This is a genomic window from Gordonia sp. ALPHA1B1 (assembly GCF_005502615.1).
Lineage (GTDB): Bacteria > Actinomycetota > Actinomycetes > Mycobacteriales > Mycobacteriaceae > Gordonia > Gordonia hongkongensis.
The window spans coordinates 1-24,557 of sequence record NZ_SCOC01000029.1 but is presented as its reverse complement, the minus strand read 5'-3'; the positions used below and the strand labels follow the sequence as shown (position 1 = coordinate 24,557).

Here is a 24,557-nt window from a genome sequence, read left to right as displayed (position 1 = left end):
GGGTCTCCAGGTTCGGGGTGCGGTTGGTGGTTTCGATACGCCGCGTGCTCGCTGCGCTCGCTCGGGGCTACTCAACCAGCGGGGGCGTGCTCGCTGGCTGCTCAACCAGCGGTCGGGGCTATCTGCGCTGGTGCGGCAGGCCGAGGGCGAGCATCGCAATGATGTCGCGCTGGATCTCGTTGGTGCCGCCGCCGAACGTGAGGATCAGCGACGTGCGCTGGAACCGCTCCAGGCGACCGTTCAGGTGCGCGCCGGTGCTTCCGGTTCGCAGCGTCGCGGCCGGTCCGACGACCTCCATGAGGAGTCGGTAGGCCTCGGTGGCGAACTCCGTGCCGTAGACCTTCGTCGCGGAGGCGTCGGCCGGGCTCGGCGATCCGCCGGAACTCGCGACCGAGGCGATCTTCCAGTTGATCAGCTTGAGGAACTCGACCTTGGCGTGGACGCGGGCCAGGTTCTGCTGCACCCATGGGGCGTCGATCACCCGATGACCGTCGCCGGTCTTGGTCTGCTGAGCCCACGCGATCGTCTCGCGCAGGGCGGTCTGGATCGGCGCCGCGCTGCAGAGCGCGACCCGCTCGTGGTTGAGCTGGTTGGTGACCAGCGGCCACCCGCCGCCCTCCTCGCCGACGATCGACGACGTGGGGACCCGGACGTCCTGGTAGTAGGTCGCGCTGGTGTCCACCCCCGACATGGTGTGCACCGGCGTGTAACTGAAGCCCTCGGCGGTGGTGGGCACGATGAGCATCGAGATGCCCTTGTGCTTCTTGCCGCCCGGTTCCAGCGTCGACGGATCGGTGCGGCAGGCCAACCAGATGTAGTCGGCGTAGGCGACCAGACTGGTCCACATCTTCTGGCCGTTGATGACGTAGTCGTCGCCGTCGCGGACCGCGGTGGTCCGCAGTGCGGCGAGGTCGGTGCCGGCGCCCGGCTCGGAGTACCCGATGGAGAAGTGCAGTTTGCCCGCCGCGATCCGGGGGAGGAAGTACGCCTTCTGCTCGTCCGACCCGTAGTTCATGATCGTCGGCGCCACGGAGTTGATGGTGAGGAACGGGACGGGTGCACCCGCGATCGCCGCCTCGTCGGTGAAGATCAGCTGGTCCATCATCGACCTGTTCTGGCCACCGAACTCGGTGGGCCAGCCCAGGGCGAGCCAGCCGTCGGCGCCCATCTGCGCGACGACGTCACGGTACGCGTCGCCCTCGCCGAGTTCACCGTCGCCGCCCGACAGGGCGGCACGACGTTCCTCGGTCATGAGGCCGGAGAAGTAGTCGCGGAGTTCCCTTCGGAGCTCGGCTTGTTGGTCGGTATAGGCGATGCGCATCGACACTCCAAGGGGTGGATCGGCTAGCGTCCGGTCCCGGCTTATGGTCAAGTTGACAGACGAAGTGCTCGTGCACTTCTGAAACACGTTCTAACCTGTTCTCACAGCCCAGTCAACAGGTGACTTATCGACGAGGAGACGGTTCCGATGCGTATCAAGGCAGATTTCGACCTCTGCGAGTCCAACGCCATCTGCGTGGGGATGGCTCCGGACTTCTTCGATCTGGATGACAACGACTACCTGGTGATTCTCCAAGAAGACATCCCCGCGGACCGTGTCGAGGAACTGCGTCAGGTCGCCGCCAACTGTCCGAAGTCGGCGCTGACCGTCGTCGAGGACTGACCCGAGCGAAAACGCCGATATGTTCCATCCATCCGCGAATCATGCTAGAACAGGTTCTAGTTTTAGCTCAGGAGGAAATCGGGTGGGTTACACGTTGGACGGTCGCGTCGCGGTCGTCACCGGTGCAGGTGCTGGTCTCGGTCGTGCGGAGGCCATCGGACTGGCGGCCGAGGGGGCCACGGTCGTCGTGAACGACCTCCCCGCGGCGCTTGATCAGAGCGACGTGATCGACACGATCACCGCCGCCGGCGGCCGCGCGGTCGCGGTGCCCGGCGACATCGGCGACTCGGCCACCGCCGCCGCCATCATGACGACGGCGACCGACCAGCTCGGCTCGCTCGACATCGTCCTGAACAACGCCGGCGTGGTGCGCGACAAGATGCTGTTCAACATGACCGACGACGAGTGGGACCTGGTGATCCGCGTACACCTGCGCGGACACTTCCTGCTCACCCGCAATGCGGCGGCGCACTGGCGCGCGGCCTCCAAGGAGGCGGGCGGCCCGGTGTTCGGCCGGATCATCAACACCGCCTCGGAGGCCGGGCTGCTGGGTCCCGAAGGGCAGGCCAACTACGGCGCCGCGAAGGCGGGTATCACCGCACTCACGCTGTCGGCCTCGCGTGCCCTCAAGCGATACGGCGTGCGCGCCAACGCGATCTGCCCGCGGGCGCGGACCGCGATGACCGCCGCCGTCTTCGGCGACGCACCCACCGACGGAGTGGACCCTCTCGATCCCGAGCATGTCGTGCGGCTGGTCACCTACCTCGCCGGCTCCGACTCCGACGCCGTCACCGGTCAGGTGTTCGTCGTCTACGGTCCCAAGGTCACCCTGATGGCCGCGCCGACCGTCGACGAGGTCTTCGTCGCCGAGGGTGATGCGTGGTCCGCCGATGACCTCGCGAAGACCCTGACGGGACACTTCGCCGACCGCGATCCGGGACGCACATTCTCGGCAAGCGCTCTGGTCAACTGACCAATTCAGCTCGATTGTGCGTGATAGGTTTCGCGATGGTGCGAGGGTGAAGGGGGTTGGGCGATGCTGAGCAAACTGGCCACACCCCTCAGTGGAATCGGTGATTTCGTGGCGCTCGGCGTCGAGTCGGCGCGCGAGCTGTTCCACCGTCCGTTTCAGTGGCGGGAGACCGTCGAACAGTCCTGGGCGATCGCCCGCGTGTCGATGGTGCCCACCCTCCTGGTCGCCATCCCGTTCACGGTTCTCGTCAGCTTCACCCTGAACATCCTGTTGCGCGAGATCGGCGCGCAGGACCTGTCCGGCGCGGGTGCCGCTCTCGGCACCGTCACCCAGATCGGCCCGATCGTCACCGTGCTGATCGTCGCCGGTGCCGGCGCCACCGCGATCTGCGCCGACCTCGGCGCCCGGACCATCCGCGAAGAGATCGACGCGATGAAGGTGCTCGGCATCAACCCGATCCACCGGCTGGTGGTCCCGCGCATCGTGGCCTCCACCGGGGTGGCCTTGCTGCTGAACAGCCTCGTCTGCACGATCGGCATCGGCGGCGGATTCATCTTCTCCGTCTACCTCCAGGATGTGAATCCCGGTGCGTTCGTTGCCAACCTGACCCTGCTCACCGGGTTCGGCGAGCTGATGATCTCGATGGTCAAGGCCGCTCTGTTCGGTCTGTTCGCCGGGATGGTCGGCTGCTACCAGGGACTCAACGTCAAAGGCGGCGCGAAGGGCGTCGGCGATGCCGTCAACGAGACCGTCGTGTACTCGTTCATGGCGCTGTTCGTCGTCAACGTCGTCGTGACGGCGGTCGGTCTCAAGGCAACGGCGGGCTGAGCGATGGTACTTCCGTTCACCACCCGGTTCCGGACCGCGCGCGTCGCGGCCAAGCGAGCCGGCGAGGACTGGGATCAGATCGGCGACCAGGCGCTGTTCTACTGGGACAGCGTCGTGTCGATCCCGCGTGCGATCAAGCACTACAAGAAGGAGACGCTGCGGCTCATCGCCGAGATCTCCATGGGCACCGGCGCGCTGGCGATGATCGGCGGCACCGTCGTGGTCGTCGGGTTCCTGACCCTCTTCACCGGCGGCACCATCGCCGTCCAGGGTTACAGCTCGCTGGCCAACATCGGCGTCGAGGCCCTCACCGGCTTCTTCTCGGCGTTCATCAATGTGCGCATCGCCGTCCCGGTGATCTCCGGTATCGCCCTCGCCGCGACCATCGGTGCGGGCGCGACGGCGCAGCTCGGTGCCATGCGCGTCTCGGAGGAGATCGACGCGCTCGAGACGATGGCGATCTCGTCCATCCCGTACCTGGTGTCCACGCGCATCATCGCCGGGCTGATCGCGATCATCCCGCTCTACGCGCTGGCGTCACTGGCGTCGTTCCTCGCGAGCCGCTCGGCGACGGTGTTCCTCTACGGACAGTCGCCCGGCGTGTACGACCACTACTTCGACACGTTCCTCATCCCGTCGGACATCCTGTGGTCGTTCGTGCAGGCGATCTGTATGGCGGTCGCCGTCATGCTGATCCACACGTACTACGGCTACAACGCCTCGGGCGGGCCGGTCGGCGTCGGTGTCGCTGTCGGGAACGCGGTCCGCGCATCGCTCGTTGTTGTGGTCGTGATCACACTTCTGACCTCCCTCGCCATCTATGGCGCCGACGGCAAGTTCAACCTGGCGGGCTGAGCGATGAGCAGGAGACAAGAGCGTTCACGGGCGACCCGCCGGACGGCGGCGGTGGTCATGGTCGCGGTGCTGCTGGCCCTGATCATCGGGGCCAGCGCGTCGTTCCTCGGTGCTTTCCAGGGAACCCAGCAGGTCACCCTCGTGGCTCCCCGGGCCGGCCTGGTGATGAACCCCGACGCCAAGGTCAAGCTGCGCGGCGTCGAGGTGGGGCGCGTCGCGGAGATCACCGAGCGCGGGGGCGACGCGATCCTCACCCTCGACATCGCCGACGGTGATATGGCGAAGATCCCCGCCAATGTGGCCGCCGACATCAAGTCGAACACCATCTTCGGCGCCAAGGCCGTCAACTTCGTGGTGCCCGGCGAGCCGGAGGGCACGCTGACCGCGGGTGCCGAGATCCCCGCCGACCGCGTCGTCGTCGAACTGAACACCGTGTACCAGCAGCTCGTCTCGGTGCTCGCACAGCTGCAGCCGGAGAAGCTCAACGCGACGCTCGGTGCGATCGACACCGCGCTGCAGGGGCAGGGTGAGGAGATCGGCGTCGCCCTCGAGCAGCTGACCGCACTGCTCGGCAAGACCAATCCCCATCTGCCCGCGCTGAACCGGCTGTTCCGGGAAGGTGCGACCGTCACCAACGTGTACGCGGACTCGATGCCGGATCTGCTGCGCACCGTCGACAACTTCACCGTCGTCGGGAACACGTTGGTGGACAACACGTCCAACCTCGACGCCCTGCTCATCAATGCCACCGGGATGGCGAACACCATCAACGGGGTCATCGCGCCGTCGAAGAACACGCTCATCGGTGCGCTGTCCGACCTCGATCCCATTGCCGCGCTGCTCGGTTACAACGCGCCCGGGATCAAGTGCTTCCTGACCGCGAGTGCGGTCGCGTCGGAGGTCGCGGCACCGTTCCTCGGTGAGCGCAACGGCATGCTGATGCTCGACGCGAGCATCCTCCCCGGCAAGGATCCGTATCAATATCCGTACGACCTGCCCCGTGTCGGGGTAGAGGGCCCGCCGACGTGCCAGGGCGGGCTGGGTGATCCGGCGACCAAGGTGCACGCGCCGTTCTACGTCGGAAACAATGCGCCGCAGCCCTATCAACCCAGAACCAAGCCGAAGGCGAACTCACAGAAGCTGTTCCAGATCCTGTTCGGAGAGCCCCCCCGTGGATAATCGCGCCCGCGCGTTCCGCGCGACCCTGATCAAGCTGGGCGCCTTCACGGTGGTGATGGTCCTGGTGTTCGTGGCGCTGGTGGTCGTCTTCAGCCGATACCGCTCCGGGGCGTCGAACGAGTACAGCGCCGTCTTCACGAGCGCCTCGGCGATGCAGTCGGGCAGCAAGGTCAAGATCGCCGGCGTCGAGGTCGGGTCCGTCGGTGGCGTCGAACTGAACCGTGACAACGACGCCGTCATCACCTTCAGCGTCGACCAGCAGTATCCGCTGCCGGAATCGGTCCGCGCGCTGATCCGATACGAGAACCTCACCGGCGACCGGTATCTCGAGCTGCAGCAGGGGACCGGCGACACCTCCACCTTCCTCGCCGACGGCGCCCAGATCCCGGTCGCCCAGACCGAGCCCGCGCTCGATCTCGACAAGCTCGTCGGTGGCTTCAAACCGCTGTTCCGGACTCTGGACGCCGACGAGGCCAATGCGCTGACCAGCTCGCTGATCGCGGTGTTCCAGGGACAGGGCGGCGCGTTGAACACGCTGCTGGAGAACACCTCGTCGTTCACCAACACGCTCGCCGACCGCGACGAACTGATCGGCGACGTCATCGACAACCTCAACACGACCCTCGCCACGCTCGACGGCGACCGCGAGGGCCTCGACACCAGCGTCGACCTCCTGCAACAACTGGTGACCGGGCTCGCCGAGCAGAAGGGCACCATCGGCAACGCGCTGACCCAGACCTCCCGTGTCACCAACGGTCTCGCCGACCTGCTGGGGACGACCCGCCCGACCCTGCAGTCGATGGTGACCAACACCGGTCGGGTCTCGGAGGAGCTGCTGGCCGCGGAACCCTTTGTCCGCAACCTGATCTCACGACTCCCCGAGGACTACAAGACGTTGTCGAACCTGGGCTCCTACGGCGCGTGGCTTCAACTCTACTTCTGCCGCATCCGGCTGATGCTGCCGGCGCCCGGTGGCCAGACGATCCTGTACACGTCGAACAACGTGATGGGCAATACCACGACGGCCGGCGGAAGGTGTGACGGCTCATGAGTCTTCCGTTCGGGGGCCTGTTCTCGAGCCGCAGATCCGAATCCGACGAGGCCGACGTCGCCCGCGAGGTGAAGCGCGGGCAGCGCAGCCGCGCCCAGGTCGGCGTCATCGGCATCGTCGTGATCGGTCTGGTGGTGATCACCGCCATGCAGATGGACAAGTTGCCCTATCTCTCGCCGATCAGCACCTACAGTGCCTATTTCGACGACGCCGGCGGACTCGCCAAGGGCGACATCGTGTCCGTGTCCGGGGTCCAGGTGGGCACGGTCGAGTCGATCGAATTGGCCGGTACCGACGCCGGGACCAAGGTCAAGGTCGGGTTCCGCATGGACGACACCGTCGAGATGGGGTCGGACTCCCAGGCCGCGATCCGGACCGAGACCGTCCTGGGCCGACGCAATCTCACGGTCATCCCGCACGGAGGCGACCGGATCAAGCCCGGTGGCTCGATCCCGGTCGGCAACACGATCTCGCCGTATTCGCTGCAGGACGCACTCGAAGGAGCGACCGACACCGTCGCCGACACCGACACCGACCAGCTCAACGAGGCGCTCAACACGCTGACGATCACGTTCTCCGAGACACCGGATCAGGTCCAGGGGGCGGTCAACGGTGTTGCGCGGCTGTCGAAAGCGGTCGCCGACCGCGACAAGGAACTGCGGGCGCTGCTCGCCAAGGCCAACCAGGTGAGCAAGATCGTCGGCGACCGCAACGAACAGATCAACCGGTTGCTCATCGACGCCAACGCGCTCGTCGGGGAGATCGAGATGCGGCGCTACGCGCTCAACCAGCTGATCAAGGGGATCGGTGACGTCACCGCTCAGCTGCGGGGCTTCATCGCCGAGAACAACGCGCAGCTGACGCCCGTGCTGCAGAAGTTCGACCGCGTCGCGACGATCCTCACCGACAACGAGAAAGAGCTGAAGGAGACGATCGACCGTCTCGGACCGTTCGCGAACACCCTCGGCGAAGCAGTGGCGTCGGGCCCGAAGTTCGATTCCCTCGTCGGCGTGAACACCTTCGGCGACTACACCGCGGTGTTCCTCAACGCCCTGCGCGGTCGGTACCCGCAGCTGTGGCAGTCGCTGATGTACACGGGCAACCCGCTGCTTCCACAGGGCTGGAGCCTGGGACCTCCAGCGGGTAGCGATACGCCGCGCGGACCACTGCCCAGCCCGACCTATCCCACGCCCGCGCCGACCACGAGGGGGAGGTGACATGACCGTCGGAAGTATGTCCATCGGACGCAAGGTGCTCTTCGGGGTACTCGCCGTGATTCTCGCGGTCGCCCTGGTCCTCGTGGGCTGGAAGGTGTTCACCAAGTCGACGACGAATACGTTCACCGCCTACTTCGCCGGGGTCGCCAGTCTGTACAAGGGGGACCCGGTCCGGGTGCTCGGTGTGAACGTGGGTAGCGTCTCCGCGATCACCCCGCGCGAGAACGACGTGAAAGTCGAACTGCGCGTGGACAAGAGCGTCGACATCCCGCAGGACGCGAAGGCCGTCATCGTCGCGCAGAGCCTGGTCTCCGGTCGGTTCGTACAGCTGACGCCGGTCTACTCCGGTGGGCCGGAGATGTCCGACGGCGCCGACATCCCGATGGACCGCACCGCGGTGCCGATGGAGTGGGACGACATCAAGGCCCAGCTCACCCGACTCACCGAGGCCATCGGTCCGCAAGGGGCCGATCCGGGCTCGGCGGCCAAGGCGGTGAACGTCTTCGACGAGAATCTCGAGGGCAACGGCGAGGCGATCAACGCGTCGATCCGGGAGGTGTCCGACGTGATCGGCACCCTCGCAGCCGGCAGCGGCGACCTGTTCGCCACCATCCAGAGCCTGCAGAAACTCACCGATGCATTGTCGGGAAGCCACGAGCAACTCGTGCAGTTCAACGGCCGGATCGCCTCGGTCAGTTCCGTGCTCGCGAACAACACGACCGAGCTCGATGAGGCGCTCAAAGGTCTCGACGCGGCGATGACCGATGTGCAGACCTTCATCGACACCAATCAGACGGCGCTGTCGTCATCGGTGGAGCGTCTGGCCGCGAGTACGAAGATCGTGGCGGACAAGGACGAACAGGTGCGTGGCGTGTTGCATTCGGCGCCCAACCAGCTCGCGAACTTCTACAACATCTACAACCCGCTTTCGGGATCCCTGTCGGGTGTCTTCGGTTTGGGGATGGGAACAAATCTCATCACTCTGTTGTGCGGAACCATGGAATCCACCAAGCGGCCGGGATCGACGATGGCGGATGTCGACAAGTGTGTGGAGATCCTGGCTCCGGTCCTGTCGTCGATCTCGATGAACTACCCACCGTTCCTGACCAATCCGGTGCAGGGTCGCAACGCCACGCCGAGCCAGCTCGAGTACCAGAACGCGAGCGTCCGGGCTCGTGCGAATGCCGGGGTCACCCGGCTCGACAACGAGACCCGTCGTGACAACCGGGGCAGCCCGCTCGAGGATCTGCTGGTGCCGTTCGGGGGTGAGCGATGAGATCGGTACGACCCCGTGGTTCGCTCATCGTGGGCGCGGCGAGCCTCGCGCTCGTCCTCGCCGGATGTTCCTTCGACGGCCCCAACTCGCTCCCGGTCCCTGGAGCCGAAGGTACCGGCGGTGAATCCTACGAGATCACCGCGGTCATCCCGTCGGCGGCCGGACTGGTCAACAACGCGCCGGTGCTCATCGACGACGCGACGGTCGGCAGCATCGGCGACATCGAGGTCCAGGACTGGAACGCGCTCGTCACGATGCGGCTCAACGACGGGGTGATCGTCCCGCGCGGTTCGCATGTCATGGTCGGGCTGACCAGTGTGCTGGGTTCGACGCACCTCGAGATCGTGCAACCGGCCGAGCCCGAGGGCGGCCGGCTCGAACCCGGCGACCAGATCCCCCTGACCAAGTGTCCCGAGCAGTCCAACATCGTGACCGACCCGTCGGTGCCCGCGGTGCCCGACATCAATGCGGCACAACAGGTGTCGGCGTGTACCTACCCCAGTACCGAGCAGGTGCTGAGTTCGCTGTCGGTGGTCCTCAACGGCGGTGGGTTGTCGCAGATCGGCGACATCGTGCACGAGATGAGCGACGTCTTCGGCGGACGCGAGGAGCAGATCAAGGAGCTCATCCCGCGGTTGAACACCCTCGTCGCCGATCTGGATGCGCAGAAGGGCAACATCATCCGCGCGACCGAGGGACTCGACCGGTTGTCGCGCACCATGAACGAGCAGAAGGGCACCATCGAGCGGGCGCTCGCCGACGCCCCGCAGATCCTGCAGTTGCTCGTCGACCAGCGTCAGCAGTTCCTCGACACTCTCGGTTCGGTCGCGACGCTGTCGAAGACCGCCAACGACATCCTCGACGCCAACTCCGAGGACATCGTGACGATCGTGGAGGGGATCGAACCGGCCCTCGATCAGCTCCAGGCCGCGGGTCCCGCGATGACTCAATCGCTGAACATCCTGCTGACCTTCCCGTTCTACGAGCCGACGATCCGACAGATCGTCAAGGGTGACTACGTGAACTCCGATCTGGTGCTCGACCTCACCGTCGAACGACTGAGCAAGAGCATGTTCGCCAGCCTCGGCGTCACCGGCCCCGAGGGCGTCTTCGGACGGCCCGCAGGCGCCGCCGCGCGCGGACTGAACCCGTTCATCGCGCCCCTGCAACCGGGCGGCGAACGCGTGCCCGACTCGGCCGAACCGATTCCGGCGAACATGGTCCCGCGGGTCTCGCCGACCACGCCGGCGGCAGTCCCGGCCGCGGGAGGTGGCCGCTGATGAAGATCACGAGATTCGTCCGGATGCAGCTGATGATCTTCGCCATCGTGACCGTGGTCGCGATGGTGGTGATGGCGCTGTTCTACATCCGCATCCCGTCGATGTTCGGGGTCGGCAGTTACCAGGTGCAGCTGCTGCTGCCCACCAGCGGTGGGCTGTACCAGAACGCGAACGTCAGCTACCGCGGCGTGTACGTCGGCAAGGTCGACTCCGTGCAGCTGACCGACACCGGCGTCGAAGCGGTGCTGACGATCGAGAACAGCGCGGAGATCCCGGCTTCGTCGACCGCGTCGGTGCGCAGCGTCTCCGCGATCGGTGAGCAGTTCGTCGAGTTCACGCCGGATCCCGAGGCGGGCGAGTCCGGCGAATACCTGCAGGACGGCGCGACGGTGTCGACCGACGAGGTCCCGGTGGAGATCTCGGCGATGCTCGACCAGGCCGACCGCCTGCTGGCCGAGATCGGTGACACCCGTTTGCGGTCGCTGATGGACGAGGCGTTCATCGCGTTCAACGGCACCGGGGAGGCGTTGCAGCGCCTGCTGGACTCGATGGTGCTGTTCGTCGACGAGGCGAACAAGAACACCGACACGACAATCCAACTCGTCGAACAGGGCGCACCACTGCTGGCAACCCAGTCACGTACGGCCGACGACATCCGTTCCTGGACAAGAAACGTCACCGCGTTCACCGATCAGTTGCGGGCGAACCGGCCCGAGATCGGCGACATCCTGCGCAAGGGGCCGTCGACCGCGTCGAAGAGTCAGGAACTCTTCGAATCCCTCGGTGCCTCATACCCGTTGCTCGTGTCGAACCTCGGTACGATCGCCAAGACCCAGGTGGTGTACCTGCCGAACTGGAAGCAGGTGCTCGTTCTCTATCCGCGACTGGTCAGTTCGTTGATCACGGCCGTGAACACCGGCACCAACCGGTTCGGTCCGAACGTGAACTTCTCGCTCGGTTTCCAGGACCGGCCGCCGTGCAACATCGGTTTCCTCCCCAAGGAGGACTGGCGTTGGCCGTCGGTGCAGACCGCCCGGGAGCTCCCGCCGGGAATGCTGTGCCGGGTGCCGCAGAACTCCAACATCGCCGTCCGCGGTGCGCGTAACTATCCGTGCGCGGAGTTTCCGGGCCGTCGCGCACCCACCCCCGCAGAGTGTGCCACAGGCTACGTACCGAAACCGGGCTCGGTCGACCCGTTCCAGAGTGGGCTGCCGTTCGGCCTGAAATGGCAGCCGGCGTCCTCCGGTACCGTGACACCCGGCACACCGAAGGACTTCGACGCGGAGCCCGCGGTGTATGCGACGACCTACGACCCGGACTCGGGTGACTTCATCGGGCCCGACGGGAAGACCTACAACGCCGGGGCCGGCAGTGATGAGCAGGAACAGAGCAGTACATGGCAGACGATGATCAGCGGGACGGTCACCCCGTGACGCCGGACGGTCCCGGCACGACGTCCCCGAGTCGGAGCGGCGCGGATCGTGCGGGTTCGGTCGATCGCCGGAATGCGAAGCGGCCCGTGCGGTCGGCGCCGATCCGGCGTGGACGTCCGGCGGGCAAGAAGCCGTCGAAGCCGGCCGCACCGGTGCCGCCGGTCGACGAGCCCGGCACCGCGGCGGAAGACGTCGACAGCGCCTCACCGACATCCGCGGAACCGACGCAGGACGCGACGTCGACGGCGTCCCCGGCGGCTGACACCGCGCCGGATTCCGAGTCCGTCGCCGCGGAGATCGCGCCCGACCCGTCCGAGGTCGAGAAGACGGTGAGTTATCGGGAGCGCCGGCGTGCCCGGACGGCCGCGGCGTCGGCGTCCACGGGCACGCCGAAACGCAAGCGCGGCATCAGGTATCGCGGGTCGGGGCGTCGCTCACCGCGCGCCGTCGTGGGCGTTGTCGTGGCGCTTGTGGTCATCGTCGTGTGCGCCATCGCATCGGTGGTGTTCGCGCTCGGCATCGCGCGTCAGGACCGGACCGACGACCTGCGGGCCGAGTATTCCGCGTTCGCTTCGCAGGTTCTCGTGAACCTGACCAGCATGAATCCCGACACCGTCGACCAGACGCTGACGTCGGTCCAGGAGGACACGAGCGGCAAGGTCAAGCAAGAGGTCGAGAACAACATCCAGCAGGTGGCGGCCCTTGTCCGGGACGGCAAGCTAGAGACCCGCTCGCTCATCCTTTCGTCCGCGGTGACCAAGGCCGAACCTGACGAAGGCTCGGTCATCATGGTGTTCGGCTGGCATCAGCGATCGCTCGACGGCGAGGTGCCGTCACAGGAGAAGGTGTTCCGCTGGCGGGTGGACATGACGCGGATCAACGGCGACCTCAAGATGACCGACTTCGAGTGGGTGGCGTGATGTCGGCCCGCTCCGAGTCCGCGCCCCGATCCGAGCCCGCGCCGAAGTCGACCGGATCTCGATTCGCCCTGCGCAAGGGGCGCCTGGGTCTGATCGCACTCGGCGTGGTGCTGGTCGCCGCGATCGCCGTGACCGCATTTCTCGGCTTTCGCTTCACCCAGGGCCGCGGGGTCGAGGACGCTCGCGCATCGTCGCTGGCGGCGGCCCGGGACTACGCGACGACGATGTTCGGGTACAACGCCGAGAACGTCACCGAGCACATCGACCAGTCGATGAGTGTGCTCACCGGGCCGGCGAAGCCGGAGTACACGAAGCTGATCACCGACAACAATCTCGCCGCCGAGGTGCGCAAGCAGTCTGTGGTGTCCGAGGTGACGATCCAGGACGCGGGTGTGGTGACCAACACCCAGGACACCTCGCAGGTCCTGATCTTCATGAACCAGTCGGTGACCCGCGGCAACAAGGAGCTCGTGAGCATCAATCCGTCGCGGCTGACCTTCGACATGAAACGCGACGGCGACCGCTGGATGATCAACTCAATCGAGGTGATCACCGACGACACGTTCCGATCGAAGATCGAGGTCGTCGAGTCATTGCCGCCCGACGCGAAGCCGCTGCCCGGCCCGAGCTCGGCACCCTCCGGTGCGCCGTCCCCGGCTCCCGGCCCGTCCGTGGCGCCGGTGCCGACTCCCTGACCGCCTTAATCCGTTGCGGCCCGCCCGAATCGGGCGTACGTTCGCGGGTACACAAGGAAGGAGGTGGTCTGATAGTGATTTCTCATCGGACATGTGAGGTGACCATCCGTTAGCAGTTGACCGTGTGGCATTCGTGTCGCACCGAGGCGGGATTCCCGCCGGTCGGCGCAAGCGAATACCAGGTGGTCACCCGGCCCCCGTATCCCGACCCGGTCCGGTCGGCACAGGCCCTTCGAGGGCGGTGCGGGGGCCGTTCCATGTCTGCTGACGGGTTCATTCCGGGAATACCCCTACAGGGTAGACGTACCCCTGGCGTTCATACCCTAGGGGGGTATATCCTCGACCTCATGAACACGCACCACGACCATCCGCCGACAACGCCGGCACCGGCCGACCACGCGCACCGCCCCCAGGTCGATCCCGGGCACGACGGCCACGAGAAGCACGCCGATCACACCGGCCACGGCGGACATGACAGCCACGCGGGCCACGGCGACCACGTCGCGCAGTTCCGGCGACTGTTCTGGATCATGCTCGTGCTGGCGGTCCCGACCGTGGCCTTCAACGACATGTTCGCCGACATCCTCGGCTACGGTCTGCCCGACGCGGAGTGGGTCCGGTGGGTGTCGCCGCTGCTCGGCACAGTTCTCTATGTGTGGGGCGGGCGCCCGTTCCTCGTCGGCGCGGCCGCCGAGCTCCGAGCCCGTCGCCCGGGGATGATGCTTCTGATCTCCCTCGCGCTCACCGTCGCCTTCGTCGCCTCCTGGGGTTCGACGCTGCACCTGTTCGACCACCACCTGAATTTCTGGTGGGAGCTGGCATTGCTCGTCGTGATCATGCTGCTCGGCCACTGGATCGAGATGCGCTCGCTGGCCCGGACGACATCGGCTCTCGACTCACTCGCCGCGCTCCTCCCGGACGAGGCCGAGAAGGTCGTGGGCGGCGACATCATCTCGGTATCTCCCGAGGAACTGGTCGTCGGCGACGTGGTCGTCGTCCGGCCCGGCGGGTCCGTGCCCGCCGACGGCGCCATCGTCGACGGTTCGGCGAGCATGGACGAGTCGATGGTCACCGGGGAGTCGGCACCCGTTCGGCGGGAGGTCGGTGACGTCGTGGTCGCCGGCACCGTCGCGACTGATTCCGGACTGCGGGTCCGCGTGACCGCGACCGGCGACGACACCGCGCTGGCCGGGATCGGACGCCTCGTCGCCGATGCGCAGGCATCGTCGTCACGGGCCCAGCGACTCGCCGATACCGCGGCCGGGTGGCTGTTCTGGTTCGCACTCGGCGCCGCGGTGCTCACCGCGATCGCCTGGACCGCGGTCGGATCGCCCGACGAGGCCGTCGTTCGCGTGATCACGGTGCTGGTCATCGCATGCCCCCACGCGTTGGGGCTCGCGATCCCGCTCGTCGTCTCCATCGCGACAGAACGGGCCGCGCGTGCCGGGGTCCTGATCAAGGACAGGCTCGCCCTCGAGTCGATGCGCAACGTCGACGCCGTGCTCTTCGACAAGACCGGCACCCTGACGAAGGGAGAACCGACCGTCCTCGAGCTCGAACCGGCCCCCGGGCAGGACCGGCGTCGAGTGCTGACCCTCGCGGCCGCCGCGGAGACGGGCAGTGAGCATCCGCTTGCCTCGGCGATCGTGCGGGCCGCTCGAGATGAGGGAATCGATCTGCCCGTCGCACAGGCCTTCTCCTCGTCGCCTGCGGTGGGGGTGTCTGCATCCGTCGACGGCCACGGGGTCCGGGTGGGTGGACCCAACCTGCTCGCCGAGCACGGCCTCGACGAACTGCCCGTCGCGTCGTCGTGGCGGGAGCAGGGGGCGATCATCCTGCACGTGCTCGTCGACGATCGTGTCGTGGGGGCGTTCCGGCTCGCCGACGAGGTCCGTCCGGAGTCGCGTGTGGCCGTGGACGAACTCCACGCTCTCGACGTGCAGGTCGTGATGATCACCGGCGACGCGCAGGCGGTCGCCGACGATGTCGCCGGCCGGTTGGGCATCGACCGGGTGTACGCCGGGGTCCGGCCCGAGGACAAGGCCGCCATCGTCGCGGACCTGCAGCACGAAGGTCGTCGTGTCGCGATGGTCGGCGACGGCGTCAACGACGCCCCCGCACTCGCGCATGCCGACGTCGGGATCGCGATCGGTGCCGGCACCGACGTGGCCATCGGCTCGGCCGGCGTCATCCTCGCCTCCTCTGATCCGCGATCGGTCCTGTCGGTCATCGAGCTGTCGCGTGCCGGCTATCGGAAGATGGCGCAGAACCTTTGGTGGGCAGCGGGTTACAACCTCATCTCGGTGCCGTTGGCGGCCGGGATCCTGGCGCCGATCGGGTTCGTCCTGCCGATGAGCGTCGGCGCGATCCTGATGTCCGCCTCGACGGTGGTCGTGGCGCTGAACGCACAGCTGCTGCGTCGACTCGATCTGCGTCCCGGTTCCATCCGAAACCGATCCGGGCGCAGGTAGGTCAGCGCTACGAGATTCGCGTAGCGCAGTACTCGCGAAACCGCGGCGTGAAACCGCTGGACTGGGAGCACAGCACAGTCCACGGCGCCCGCCGGGGCGTCGAGAGGGAGAAGAAGAGATGGTGACCATGCATGTCGCCGCGGCGGTCGGGACGCAGGATCGCGATCGCATCGAACCGGTGGTGGGCGAGATCTACTGGACCCCGGGCGACCCGGACTTCGGGACGGCGTCGGCACCCCGATTCGCGTTCGCCGACCCGCACACCGCCGGCCTGTTCCACGCCGAGGACCTGTCGCGGGAGGCCGGTGACCGTATCGCCGTCCACAACCGCGGTGTTTACGACGTGGCTGCCGTGGTCCTGCTCGCGGATGGCCGGTCGTATGTCGAACTCTTGAATCCCGGTTCGGAAATCGCTCTGCCGGAGGCGGATTCGCTCACCTACCTCCAGGCCCCCCGCACCGCGGACGGCCGGCCGGTTCTGTACGGCGCGGTGTGGGTGCGCGACGGGCGGGTGATGCCGGTGACGGTTCCGATCCCCACCCGCCGCGAGTTCCTCGACCAGCGATATCTCACCCCGTGGAGCGCGGAGTGGAGCGGCGGTGTCTCCGGTCGGCACATGCTCGATGCCGCGGCGGCCGGTGTCTCGTACCAGTACCGGACGGGCGGTTCGACGCTCGTCGTACGCAACTCGGGCAGCGACTGGATCGGGGTGGTCCATCGGTCCGGCACGGAGTTCACCTTCGTCGAATGCCCACCGGGTGAGCGTGCCGTCTTCGAACTCTCCCCGCAGTCCGCCCGCGCCGAGGTGTTCTCGGTCGTCGGTCGCCGGGGTGGCGGCACGGCCGGGCACGCCCCGTACATGTCGAGGTCGGGAACCGTGCATCCCGGTTGGGCGGGTCGGCCGGGGGAGGTCACCGCCTACGGTTCGGTCGTCATCATGCTCGGCGCGCCGGTGTACAGCGCGCTGCCGAAACGCAATCTGTACCTTGCGTTCTCGGATCGGCGGCCGAGCCGCCGGGAGCGAAGCGAGCGGGGCGAATGTGCGAGCCGCCGGGAGCGAAGCGAGCGGGGCGAATGTGCGAGCCGCCGGGAGCAGGGCGCGCGTCCCTGCCGCGGGTTCCGTCGATGAGGTGGGTCAGCCGACGTGGCGGCGCAGCTTGGCGGAGAGCCGCGGGGTGAGGTCCCCGTCGGCGTCGACGCGCTCCTCGACGTAGGCGAGGTCGCCGTCGGCGACGAGTCCGTACAGGCGTTTGGCGCCACCGGTGCGTTGACCTGATTCGGCCTTGATGACGACGTCGGTGGCGAGTTCCCAGGTGGTCTGGTTCAGGGGAGTGCCGTAGAAGAGTTCGATCGAGCCCTCGGCGTGGGCGAGGAGCAATTCGATGGTGTCGTCCTCACCGATCCGCCAGAACCCGGACTCGCGGAGGTCGGGCCGCTGGTAGGCAGCGTCGTCGTCGATCACCCACGAGCGGGACTCCCAGGTGAGGAAGTTCTGGCCATCGTGGGACACGACGATCTGCTGAGCGAAGTGATAGTCGGTGTCCGACTGGGGATCGTGGCCTTCGCCCTCGCCACGCCATACGCCGACGAGCGGCAGGAGTGCGAGGAGACCGGGATGCAGGTCCGCGCCGAGGCGGAGGTTCGCGGTGTCGGCCGGGAGCGGCAGATCATCCCATGTGGGGACGTTGCGTTCACGGCTGCCGGACTCCACCGCCCGGGCCTCGGCCTGACTGATCGCCTCGTCGCCCGACCGGCGGGCGTCGGCGGCGAACCCGTCACCGGATGACTCCGCGCCGGCGGGGCCGTCCGCGGCCGGATCTCCGGGTGAGGACGTCACGACTCGTCGGTCACCAGACGGTACAGGGTGTAGACACCGAACCAGGTGATCAGCACGGCGGCCAGGATCAGCAGGATTTCGAAGAAGAGGACCACGAGGGAAATTCTAACCCCGGCGTGGTCAGGGCGCCGTCGAGGGGTGGGCCCTTCGTGACGGTCGCAGGCTCCCTCCTCAGGGGGCGGCGGTGGCGGTCGCAGGCTCCCTCCTCAGGGGGCGGTGACGGTCGCGGGCTCCCTCCTCAGGGCGGTGAGAACGAGACAGCCCGGTCACCGCGGGTGCGGTGACCGGGCTGCCGGGTCGAGCGTGGCGTCACTTCGAGACGGTGATGTCCTTCTCGTGGATGCCGGGGCCCTCGGGGCTGATCGTCACGTCGCCGTTGCCCACCGCGGACAGGGCGCGCAGCGTCCAGGTGCCGGGGGCGGCGAAGAAACGGAAGTCGCCGGTGGGCGATGCCACGACCTCGGCGGTGAACTCACCGGTCGAGTCGAGCAGACGCACGAAGGCGCCGGCGACGGGCGAACCCGAGCCGTCGGTGACCTGTCCGGTCAGGACGGTCTCCTTCTCCACGTCGACGCCAGCGGGCAGCTTCTGTCCCTGCTTGGGTGCAGCACACATATCTCTTACTTTCCTTCTCCGAGTTCGATCGGGACGCCGATCAGCGAGCCGTACTCGGTCCAGCTGCCGTCGTAGTTCTTGACGTTCTGCTGGCCGAGCAGTTCCTTCAGCACGAACCAGGTGTGGCTCGACCGCTCGCCGATGCGGCAGTACGCGATGGTGTCCTTCGAGCCGTCGAGTCCCGCCTCGCCGTAGAGCTCCTTGAGCTCCTCGTCGGACTTGAAGGTGCCGTCCTCGTTGGCGGCCTTGCTCCACGGCACGTTGATCGCGCTCGGGATGTGACCGGGACGCTGGCTCTGCTCCTGCGGGAGGTGGGCCGGCGCGAGGATCTTGCCGGAGAACTCGTCCGGGCTGCGCACGTCGACGAGGTTCTTGGTGCCGATGGCGTCGACGACCTCATCGCGGAACGCGCGGATGCTGACATCCGGCTCGCCGGCCTTGTAGGTCGTGGCGGGACGGCTGACGGCGTCGCTGGACAGCGGGCGACCGTCGAGCTCCCACTTCTTGCGGCCGCCGTCGAGGAGCTTGACGTCGTTGTGGCCGTACAGCTTGAAGTACCAGTAGGCGTAGGCGGCGAACCAGTTGTTGTTGCCGCCGTAGAGGATCACGGTGTCGTCGTTCGCGATCCCGCGCTCAGAGAGCAGCTTGCCGAACTGTTCGGCATCGACGAAGTCGCGGCGGACCGGATCCTGCAGGTCGGTCTTCCAGTCGAGCTTGACGGCGCCGGCGATGTGCCCGCCGTCGTAGGCCGAGGTGTCCTCGTCGACCTCGACGAAGACGGTCTTGTCGGCATTGAGGTTCTGCTCAGCCCATTCGGTGCTGACCAGGACGTCGGAACGTGCCATGGCGGTGTCCTTTCGGAGTGGATCGGTGATGGTCGTCGAACAGATGGAGATGGTGGAGACGGTGAGGCGCGAGAAGGATGCCCGCGTCTCGGGGAGATGAGCACGGGTGACGGCGCATGGGAACGAGGTCGCAGACCTCGGTGGAGACGCCCCCGTTCTCATCGACGGTGTGGGCGGACCGGCTGCTCACGCAGCACGGGTTGGTCACACCGTCAACGGCGAGTGCGACAACAGCAGTCGGCGACACGACAGAAGTCGATCGCCCGGCGTCGTGTGAGCAAGTACTCACGGCGCTGCTGCATGCCCACGAGGGTACAACAGAGCCGATCGAGCCCCCAACGGCCGGGGTGCTTTGCCGCCGAGGGCGGGAGAACACGGTCTGAACTGCTCAGAAGCGGTCGAGACGCACCGATGCCGGACCGGAGTCGCCGACCAGTTGGACGTCCCCGCCGAAACTCTCCGCGCGATCGGGTTCGACATCCCAGGCCATCGGCAGGCGCGGGAGCGTCAGGCTGAACCGATCGAGCACCGCGGCGCGGACTTCCGCCGGGACCTCGGCGTCGACGTGGCGTTCGGGGCCGGTGTAGAAGCCGGTTGCCCGGATGTCCAGTGCGCCGTCGACGACGGAGAGGTCGACGGAGACACTCACGCGCACCTTGGGGCCGTCATAGGACGACGCCGACGGCGGGTCGGCGGGATCGAGCCCGTCGCCCGGCGGCAGTGCGACCGTGCCGGTGAGCACGACGCCGGTCTCGCGACTGACGATGCCGTCCTGGGGCCCGCCTGCGCCCGCCGTGTCGTCCGGTCCCGGGGTGCTGACGGTCAGGTCGACGATGCGCAGATATCGGGCCAGGGTGACGGCATCGAGGCGGGTGTACGCCGAGATCGAGCCGGTGTGGAGAACATCACTCGCCGAGAATCCGCTGCCGTCGGCCACGTCGAACGGGCCGAGAGAGGCACCCAGCTCACCGCGGCAGACGCCGCGGGCGGGCGGACATCCGGGTAGTTCGACGCCGCGGGCGGCGATCGTGGCCCCGTCGAAGTGGCCGGCGGACGACTGCGAGGTGAACGGGAAACCCGCGATGGTGACCTCGGGATCGAATGTCACGCGGGGGGATTGGGCGAGGGCGCGGGAGAACTGATGCTCCCCGCGAACGGCGGCCCCGACGTCGACGCCGAGCGCGACCCCCGCGGCGGCCAGGGCGGCGACCACACCGATGACAAGCACTTTCCGGATGCGCGGCATGCTCGGCCGATCACCCTCCCCGTCGTGGTCATCCGGCGGTCGTGGTCGCCTTGTTAACAGGTGAGCGCGCCGGTGGCGCTATTCTGTCACCTATCTCGCACACGTTGGTAAGGCGGCGTAAACAATCGCCGAGCCACGCGCGGGTGGCGTTCACGTCGTGGTGAGCGATCTGGATGGTCCGGGACGGGGACGAACGAGATCGGAGTGCTGGGTGGATCTCTTGTTGTTGACGGCCGACCCGAATCCGGAGTCGGTCTTGCCGTCGTTGTCGCTGCTCGCGCACACGGTGCGGACCGCTCCGACCGAGGTGTCGTCACTCATGGAGGCGGGGAACGCCGATGTTGCGCTGGTCGATGCCCGCGCCGACCTGGCGGCGGCCCGCGGGCTGTGCCGCCTGTTGGGCAGCACCGGCTCCTCGGTGCCGGTCGCGGCGGTGCTGACCGAGGGCGGGCTGGTCGCGGTCAACGCGGACTGGGGCATCGACGAATTCCTGCTGCCGGGTACCGGTCCGGCCGAGCTCGATGCCCGGTTGCGCCTGCTCGTGGTCCGTACCCGCGGAGTTGCCGCGGAGGAGTCCTCGGGCAAGGTCACGCTGGGTGAACTCGTCATCGACGAGGGGACCTACACCGCACGCCTGCGCGGACGTCCGCTCGACCTGACCTACAAGGAGTTCGAGCTCCTGAAGTACTTGGCGCAGAATGCGGGTCGCGTGTTCACGCGCGCCCAGCTGCTCCAGGAGGTGTGGGGGTACGACTTCTTCGGCGGCACCCGCACCGTCGACGTCCACGTCCGTCGACTCCGCGCCAAACTCGGCAGCGAGCACGAGTCGCTGATCGGGACCGTCCGCAACGTCGGATACAAGGCCGTCCGTCCGACGCGCGGCCGGGCGTCCGCGGCCGACGCCGACCTGTCCGAGGACGCCTCCGGTCCCGGTGCGGTCGACACCGATGACTTCGACGACGCGCTCGACGGTCCCGATCCGTTCGACGAGGAGTTCAGTGCCAGTGCCGGGAACTGAGGACCCGCAGGTGCGTCGAGGCGCACTGCCCGACGACGTCGCTGATTTCGCTCACCGGCTGGTGCGCGAGGCGAACGACTCCGATGGTGTCGCCCCGCTCTCGGAGGGGGCGGTCGCCGCGATCGACGCCCCCGAGGGTTCGCCGATCGTGCACGTCTGGTCGAAGGCCGGGTACGCCGTCATCGTCCCCGGTCGCGACGGCGAGCCGGCGATGATCGAGGCGGTCGTCGACCCGGCGCACCGCCGGGAGGGACACGGCCGGGCGCTGCTCGACGCGTCGTTCGCGGCGGCGTCCGCGCCCGAAACGGGGTCCGGGGTCCGGGTGTGGGCACACGGTGACCTGCCTGGCGCGGTGGCGCTCGCTGCGGCGATGGGCCTGACGAAACGTCGCGAACTACTGCAACTGCGCCGGCCGGTCGGGCCCGGCCACGAACTCCCCGAACTCGTCGTCGACCCGACGGTCGACCTGCGGACCTATGCCGGACCGGCCGATGACGCCGAGATCCTGCGGGTGAACAACGCGGCCTTCGACTGGCACCCCGAGCAGGGTGGCTGGTCGCCGGAGCAGATCCGTGAACGGGTTGCCGCCGACTGGTTCGATCCGGCGGGTTTGTTCCTCGCCTTCGACCGTGCCGGCGACGGATCGGGCGGGGGAGATGGCAAGCTCCTCGGGTTCCACTGGACGAAGCGGCACGACGCGGACCTCGGCGAGGTGTACATCGTCGGCGTCGATCCTGCGGCGCAGGGTCGCGGACTGGGTCGGTTGTTGACGCTCGCCGGCCTGCATCATCTTGCGCGCGAGGGCGTCTCGGAGATCAACCTCTACGTGGAGGGTGACAACGTCGCCGCGCTGCACACCTACGAGCGCCTCGGGTTCACCCGATACGCCGTCGACGTCGCCTACGGCTGAGGCTGCCCGAGTGCGGCGCCGATGGCGTCGACGACGTCGCCGATGTGGGGCTCGCGGACCACGGACAGGTGATTGCACTCGAGACGGAGGACATCGACGTCCCCGGTCACGATGTGCCGCCGCCACACCGACGGGTCGTCACGATTCTCGCTGCCCTGCACCACGAGCGCGCGACCGGTGTACGGGCGGGGGCGGTGCAGCCGCGCCACCCGGACACCGAGTTCCTCGAGTGCCTGCGCGTCGGCGGTCGGCGAGGTTCTCACCACACCTGCGAGTGGAACACGAATTCGTCGGCGCCACAGTTCTTTTCGGGGTAGCGGTTCATATGTGGTGGTCGTCGTGAGAGACGGGTCGGCGCGCTTGGCGCGATGCAGCACCCGCGGTGGGACGAACGTGTCCACCACGACGACCAGATCGACACGGTGCCCGTCGGCCTCGATGCGTCGCGCGGTCTCCAGGGCGATGAACCCGCCCAGCGAATGGCCCACGAGGATGTAAGGCCCCTCCGGCTGGATGCGACGTAGGTCGCGGAGGTGACGCCGGACGGCGGCGTCGACCGTCCAGTCGGGGATGCCGCGGGTGTCCAGGCCATGTGGCGCGAACGCGAAAACCGAACCGATGGCGTCGAGTTCGCCGATGCGATCGGCGAATGGCACGAAGGTGAGCGCGGATGCGCCCGCGCCGGTGAAACAGAACACCGGTCGCCCGGCGCCCTCGCGCAGTTCGTCGGCGGGACCCAGTTGCGCGCGGACCTCGGCGATCGCGGCGTCGAGCAGCCGACGTCGACGCTCCGTGTAGCAGCAGACGATCACCGAGAGGGTCGGCTCTGTCCGGACTGCATCGTCGGGGACCGGATCAGCGTGCACGGCCGCGACGGGGACTGGGGTCACCGGGTCGGCCAGTGGCTCGACAGGATGGGAGGACAGCACGTTTTTCGGCCTTCGATAGCTCGGGGTCGGATGGGGTTCGCTGATGAGGCGGGGGACCGGAGGGCGTCAGGGCACCCCGACGATCCGGGCGGCGTGCCCCGCGACGGCATCCATGGCCGCGCGGATACGGGCCGGGTCGAAGACGTCGTCGCGGAATGCGGCGGTCATGGAGATCCCGCCGTCCACGAATCCGGTCGTGACCGTGATACCGGCCGCCGACGGTGGCGTGGCCACGGCGATGACGGTGGCACGCGCCGGGTCGGACCACTGCCAGCCGCGTCGGCGGCCGGGCAGGTGACCGACACTCGAATGGAGCAGCTCTGCATGGACCGGGCCCTCGGCGGGGACGCACGGGGCCGGCGAAGCCGATCCGCCCGTGCGGGCACGGCGCAGGGTCTTGACGCTGGCGAGCGCCAGGTTGGCAGCCGGCCGGCCCATCCGGGCCGACGCGGTCATCTCCCGTTGCAGGGCGGCCGCCGACGTGGTGTCGGACACCGGAAAGCTCAGTCTCGCAGAGAAATTGGCGTAGGTCCGCATCGACGTCGGCAGGTGATGGCGCGCGTCGAAGGGCAGCGTGACCATCGGGTTGAGCGCCACGCCGGCCTCGGTCAGTGCGGCGACCAGGGCGACCGTGTAGACGGCGAACAGGCCGGTTCCCGGCATCGACGCCGCCCGGCCGGACCGGATCGCTTCGACGTCGTCGGCCGGGATGTGGACATTCGCGGCCGCCGGTCGTCGGGGAGGCACCGGTCGCCGCGCAGGCACCGGCTGGACTATTTCGCGGTGTCGCCGGAAACGCAAGAGCGCCAGGGCTCGTCGTGGATCGGCCACGGTGGCCGCCGCCGCGACGAGCAGTGGGGGGACGGCGGGGCCCCGGGGCGGCAACCCCGACGGGTCGACCGCGCCGACGATCACGTCGACGATCAGATTCAGCAGCGTGAGGTCGCCGAGTCCGTGGTCGTAGTCCAGCGCGAGGTGATCACCGGCCAGCACGATCCGAAGCGGCCGGTGTGGCAGCGAGTACAGGGCCTCGAACAGGCGGGCCGGATCGGCACCCGCCGCCGGGGGTGGTGCGGCGATGACCGCGTCGGCCGCCGCGTCCGGATCGAAGACCCAGAGTCGCCGGTGCGGCGAGGGCAGGAGCCCGACCCGGGTGTGTGGACCGATTCGCGCGAGCCGGACGATCCGTTCGGCGGCGACCGCGCGGGACGGTAGAGCCAGGGGGCCGATGACGAGCGCCGCCCGGTTGTGTCCGTGCAACCGGTCGATCGCCGCGCTTCGGATACGCCGGAGCCCGCCGGGTCGGGGTGCCGGGG

General features: G+C 67.8%; 23 protein-coding genes. 16 read left to right on the top strand and 7 right to left on the bottom strand.

From position 1 onward, the window contains the following. Positions 1-118: 118 nt before the first annotated feature. Positions 119-1,321, bottom strand: a complete 1,203-nt coding sequence (locus FFS52_RS17570; RefSeq protein WP_058253575.1) for an acyl-CoA dehydrogenase family protein — start codon at positions 1,319-1,321, stop codon at positions 119-121. A gap of 147 nt (positions 1,322-1,468) precedes the next feature. Between FFS52_RS17570 and FFS52_RS17565 the strand changes: the two genes are divergently transcribed. The 14 genes from FFS52_RS17565 (at position 1,469) to FFS52_RS17500 (ending at position 16,970) form a co-directional block, all read left to right on the top strand. Further along, positions 1,469-1,663, top strand: coding sequence for a ferredoxin (locus tag FFS52_RS17565; RefSeq protein ID WP_065629750.1), 195 nt, complete (start codon positions 1,469-1,471; stop codon positions 1,661-1,663). 82 nt (positions 1,664-1,745) lie between these two features. Beyond that, positions 1,746-2,636: a 3-oxoacyl-ACP reductase gene (locus FFS52_RS17560; protein ID WP_137810435.1), complete on the top strand. Its 891-nt coding sequence runs from the start codon at positions 1,746-1,748 to the stop codon at positions 2,634-2,636. Between the two features lie 63 nt (positions 2,637-2,699). Continuing rightward, entirely contained in the window at positions 2,700-3,464 is a 765-nt protein-coding gene (locus FFS52_RS17555) for an ABC transporter permease (RefSeq protein ID WP_065629749.1), read from the top strand. 3 nt (positions 3,465-3,467) lie between these two features. Further along, positions 3,468-4,319, top strand: a complete 852-nt coding sequence (locus FFS52_RS17550; protein ID WP_137810434.1) for an ABC transporter permease — start codon at positions 3,468-3,470, stop codon at positions 4,317-4,319. A 57-nt stretch (positions 4,320-4,376) separates the two neighbouring features. Then, positions 4,377-5,498: an MCE family protein gene (locus tag FFS52_RS17545; protein WP_065629792.1), complete on the top strand. Its 1,122-nt coding sequence runs from the start codon at positions 4,377-4,379 to the stop codon at positions 5,496-5,498. Then, on the top strand, positions 5,491-6,549 hold the full coding sequence (locus FFS52_RS17540) for an MCE family protein (RefSeq protein WP_065629748.1): 1,059 nt from the start codon (positions 5,491-5,493) through the stop codon (positions 6,547-6,549). The genes FFS52_RS17545 and FFS52_RS17540 overlap by 8 nt, the downstream gene beginning before the upstream one ends. Beyond that, entirely contained in the window at positions 6,546-7,766 is a 1,221-nt protein-coding gene (locus tag FFS52_RS17535; protein ID WP_137810433.1) for an MCE family protein, read from the top strand. The genes FFS52_RS17540 and FFS52_RS17535 overlap by 4 nt, the downstream gene beginning before the upstream one ends. A 1-nt stretch (position 7,767) precedes the next feature. Next, positions 7,768-9,042, top strand: a complete 1,275-nt coding sequence (locus tag FFS52_RS17530) for an MlaD family protein (RefSeq protein ID WP_137810432.1) — start codon at positions 7,768-7,770, stop codon at positions 9,040-9,042. Continuing rightward, positions 9,039-10,322 carry an MCE family protein gene (locus tag FFS52_RS17525; protein ID WP_058253546.1) on the top strand — a complete coding sequence of 428 codons (1,284 nt, stop codon included), beginning with the start codon at positions 9,039-9,041 and terminating at the stop codon, positions 10,320-10,322. Before FFS52_RS17530 ends, FFS52_RS17525 begins: the two co-directional genes overlap by 4 nt. Continuing rightward, complete coding sequence (locus FFS52_RS17520; RefSeq protein ID WP_058253545.1) at positions 10,322-11,755, top strand: MlaD family protein; 1,434 nt, start codon at positions 10,322-10,324, stop codon at positions 11,753-11,755. Before FFS52_RS17525 ends, FFS52_RS17520 begins: the two co-directional genes overlap by 1 nt. Then, complete coding sequence (locus FFS52_RS17515) at positions 11,752-12,675, top strand: hypothetical protein (protein WP_137810463.1); 924 nt, start codon at positions 11,752-11,754, stop codon at positions 12,673-12,675. The genes FFS52_RS17520 and FFS52_RS17515 overlap by 4 nt, the downstream gene beginning before the upstream one ends. Continuing rightward, positions 12,675-13,370 carry a hypothetical protein gene (locus FFS52_RS17510; RefSeq protein ID WP_249356433.1) on the top strand — a complete coding sequence of 232 codons (696 nt, stop codon included), beginning with the start codon at positions 12,675-12,677 and terminating at the stop codon, positions 13,368-13,370. Before FFS52_RS17515 ends, FFS52_RS17510 begins: the two co-directional genes overlap by 1 nt. Positions 13,371-13,717: 347 nt before the next feature. Beyond that, positions 13,718-15,841: a heavy metal translocating P-type ATPase gene (locus FFS52_RS17505; RefSeq protein ID WP_137810431.1), complete on the top strand. Its 2,124-nt coding sequence runs from the start codon at positions 13,718-13,720 to the stop codon at positions 15,839-15,841. A 118-nt stretch (positions 15,842-15,959) separates the two neighbouring features. Further along, positions 15,960-16,970, top strand: coding sequence for a hypothetical protein (locus FFS52_RS17500; RefSeq protein ID WP_249356430.1), 1,011 nt, complete (start codon positions 15,960-15,962; stop codon positions 16,968-16,970). A 6-nt stretch (positions 16,971-16,976) separates the two neighbouring features. On the opposite strand, the gene FFS52_RS17490 is transcribed toward FFS52_RS17500, so the two are convergent. From FFS52_RS17490 to FFS52_RS17475, 4 genes are all read right to left on the bottom strand, one after another. Then, on the bottom strand, positions 16,977-17,678 hold the full coding sequence (locus tag FFS52_RS17490) for an FABP family protein (RefSeq protein ID WP_065629744.1): 702 nt from the start codon (positions 17,676-17,678) through the stop codon (positions 16,977-16,979). A 309-nt stretch (positions 17,679-17,987) separates the two neighbouring features. Next, entirely contained in the window at positions 17,988-18,293 is a 306-nt protein-coding gene (locus FFS52_RS17485; protein WP_010840619.1) for a DUF1416 domain-containing protein, read from the bottom strand. Positions 18,294-18,298: 5 nt separating this feature from the next. After that, positions 18,299-19,138, bottom strand: coding sequence for a sulfurtransferase (locus tag FFS52_RS17480; protein WP_058253541.1), 840 nt, complete (start codon positions 19,136-19,138; stop codon positions 18,299-18,301). 388 nt (positions 19,139-19,526) lie between these two features. Beyond that, a complete protein-coding gene (locus FFS52_RS17475; protein WP_137810430.1) occupies positions 19,527-20,384 on the bottom strand; it encodes a DUF2993 domain-containing protein in 858 nt (285 codons plus the stop codon). 211 nt (positions 20,385-20,595) lie between these two features. Here FFS52_RS17475 and FFS52_RS17470 point away from each other — a divergent pair, with 211 nt between their 5' ends. Further along, on the top strand, positions 20,596-21,402 hold the full coding sequence (locus tag FFS52_RS17470) for a response regulator transcription factor (RefSeq protein ID WP_137810429.1): 807 nt from the start codon (positions 20,596-20,598) through the stop codon (positions 21,400-21,402). Continuing rightward, positions 21,383-22,312, top strand: coding sequence for a mycothiol synthase (mshD, locus tag FFS52_RS17465; RefSeq protein ID WP_242697049.1), 930 nt, complete (start codon positions 21,383-21,385; stop codon positions 22,310-22,312). Before FFS52_RS17470 ends, mshD begins: the two co-directional genes overlap by 20 nt. On the opposite strand, the gene FFS52_RS17460 is transcribed toward mshD, so the two are convergent. Beyond that, positions 22,303-23,202 carry an alpha/beta fold hydrolase gene (locus FFS52_RS17460; protein WP_249356429.1) on the bottom strand — a complete coding sequence of 300 codons (900 nt, stop codon included), beginning with the start codon at positions 23,200-23,202 and terminating at the stop codon, positions 22,303-22,305. The genes mshD and FFS52_RS17460 overlap by 10 nt on opposite strands. 105 nt (positions 23,203-23,307) lie before the next feature. Beyond that, positions 23,308-24,557: hypothetical protein (locus FFS52_RS17455; protein ID WP_249358710.1), on the bottom strand; the 1,250-nt coding region annotated here is incomplete at its 5' end.

What these genes read in the sequence shown, in the direction of transcription:
- FFS52_RS17520 (WP_058253545.1), top strand. Translation starts at nt 10,322, where the DNA reads ATGAAGATCACGAGATTCGTCCGGATGCAGCTGATGATCTTCGCCATC.
- FFS52_RS17570 (WP_058253575.1), bottom strand. Translation starts at nt 1,321, where the DNA reads ATGCGCATCGCCTATACCGACCAACAAGCCGAGCTCCGAAGGGAACTC.
- FFS52_RS17505 (WP_137810431.1), top strand. Translation starts at nt 13,718, where the DNA reads ATGAACACGCACCACGACCATCCGCCGACAACGCCGGCACCGGCCGAC.
- FFS52_RS17550 (WP_137810434.1), top strand. Translation starts at nt 3,468, where the DNA reads ATGGTACTTCCGTTCACCACCCGGTTCCGGACCGCGCGCGTCGCGGCC.
- FFS52_RS17545 (WP_065629792.1), top strand. Translation starts at nt 4,377, where the DNA reads ATGGTCGCGGTGCTGCTGGCCCTGATCATCGGGGCCAGCGCGTCGTTC.
- FFS52_RS17510 (WP_249356433.1), top strand. Translation starts at nt 12,675, where the DNA reads ATGTCGGCCCGCTCCGAGTCCGCGCCCCGATCCGAGCCCGCGCCGAAG.
- FFS52_RS17555 (WP_065629749.1), top strand. Translation starts at nt 2,700, where the DNA reads ATGCTGAGCAAACTGGCCACACCCCTCAGTGGAATCGGTGATTTCGTG.
- FFS52_RS17535 (WP_137810433.1), top strand. Translation starts at nt 6,546, where the DNA reads ATGAGTCTTCCGTTCGGGGGCCTGTTCTCGAGCCGCAGATCCGAATCC.
- FFS52_RS17530 (WP_137810432.1), top strand. Translation starts at nt 7,768, where the DNA reads ATGACCGTCGGAAGTATGTCCATCGGACGCAAGGTGCTCTTCGGGGTA.
- FFS52_RS17480 (WP_058253541.1), bottom strand. Translation starts at nt 19,138, where the DNA reads ATGGCACGTTCCGACGTCCTGGTCAGCACCGAATGGGCTGAGCAGAAC.
- FFS52_RS17475 (WP_137810430.1), bottom strand. Translation starts at nt 20,384, where the DNA reads ATGCCGCGCATCCGGAAAGTGCTTGTCATCGGTGTGGTCGCCGCCCTG.
- FFS52_RS17500 (WP_249356430.1), top strand. Translation starts at nt 15,960, where the DNA reads ATGGTGACCATGCATGTCGCCGCGGCGGTCGGGACGCAGGATCGCGAT.
- FFS52_RS17485 (WP_010840619.1), bottom strand. Translation starts at nt 18,293, where the DNA reads ATGTGTGCTGCACCCAAGCAGGGACAGAAGCTGCCCGCTGGCGTCGAC.
- FFS52_RS17565 (WP_065629750.1), top strand. Translation starts at nt 1,469, where the DNA reads ATGCGTATCAAGGCAGATTTCGACCTCTGCGAGTCCAACGCCATCTGC.
- FFS52_RS17525 (WP_058253546.1), top strand. Translation starts at nt 9,039, where the DNA reads ATGAGATCGGTACGACCCCGTGGTTCGCTCATCGTGGGCGCGGCGAGC.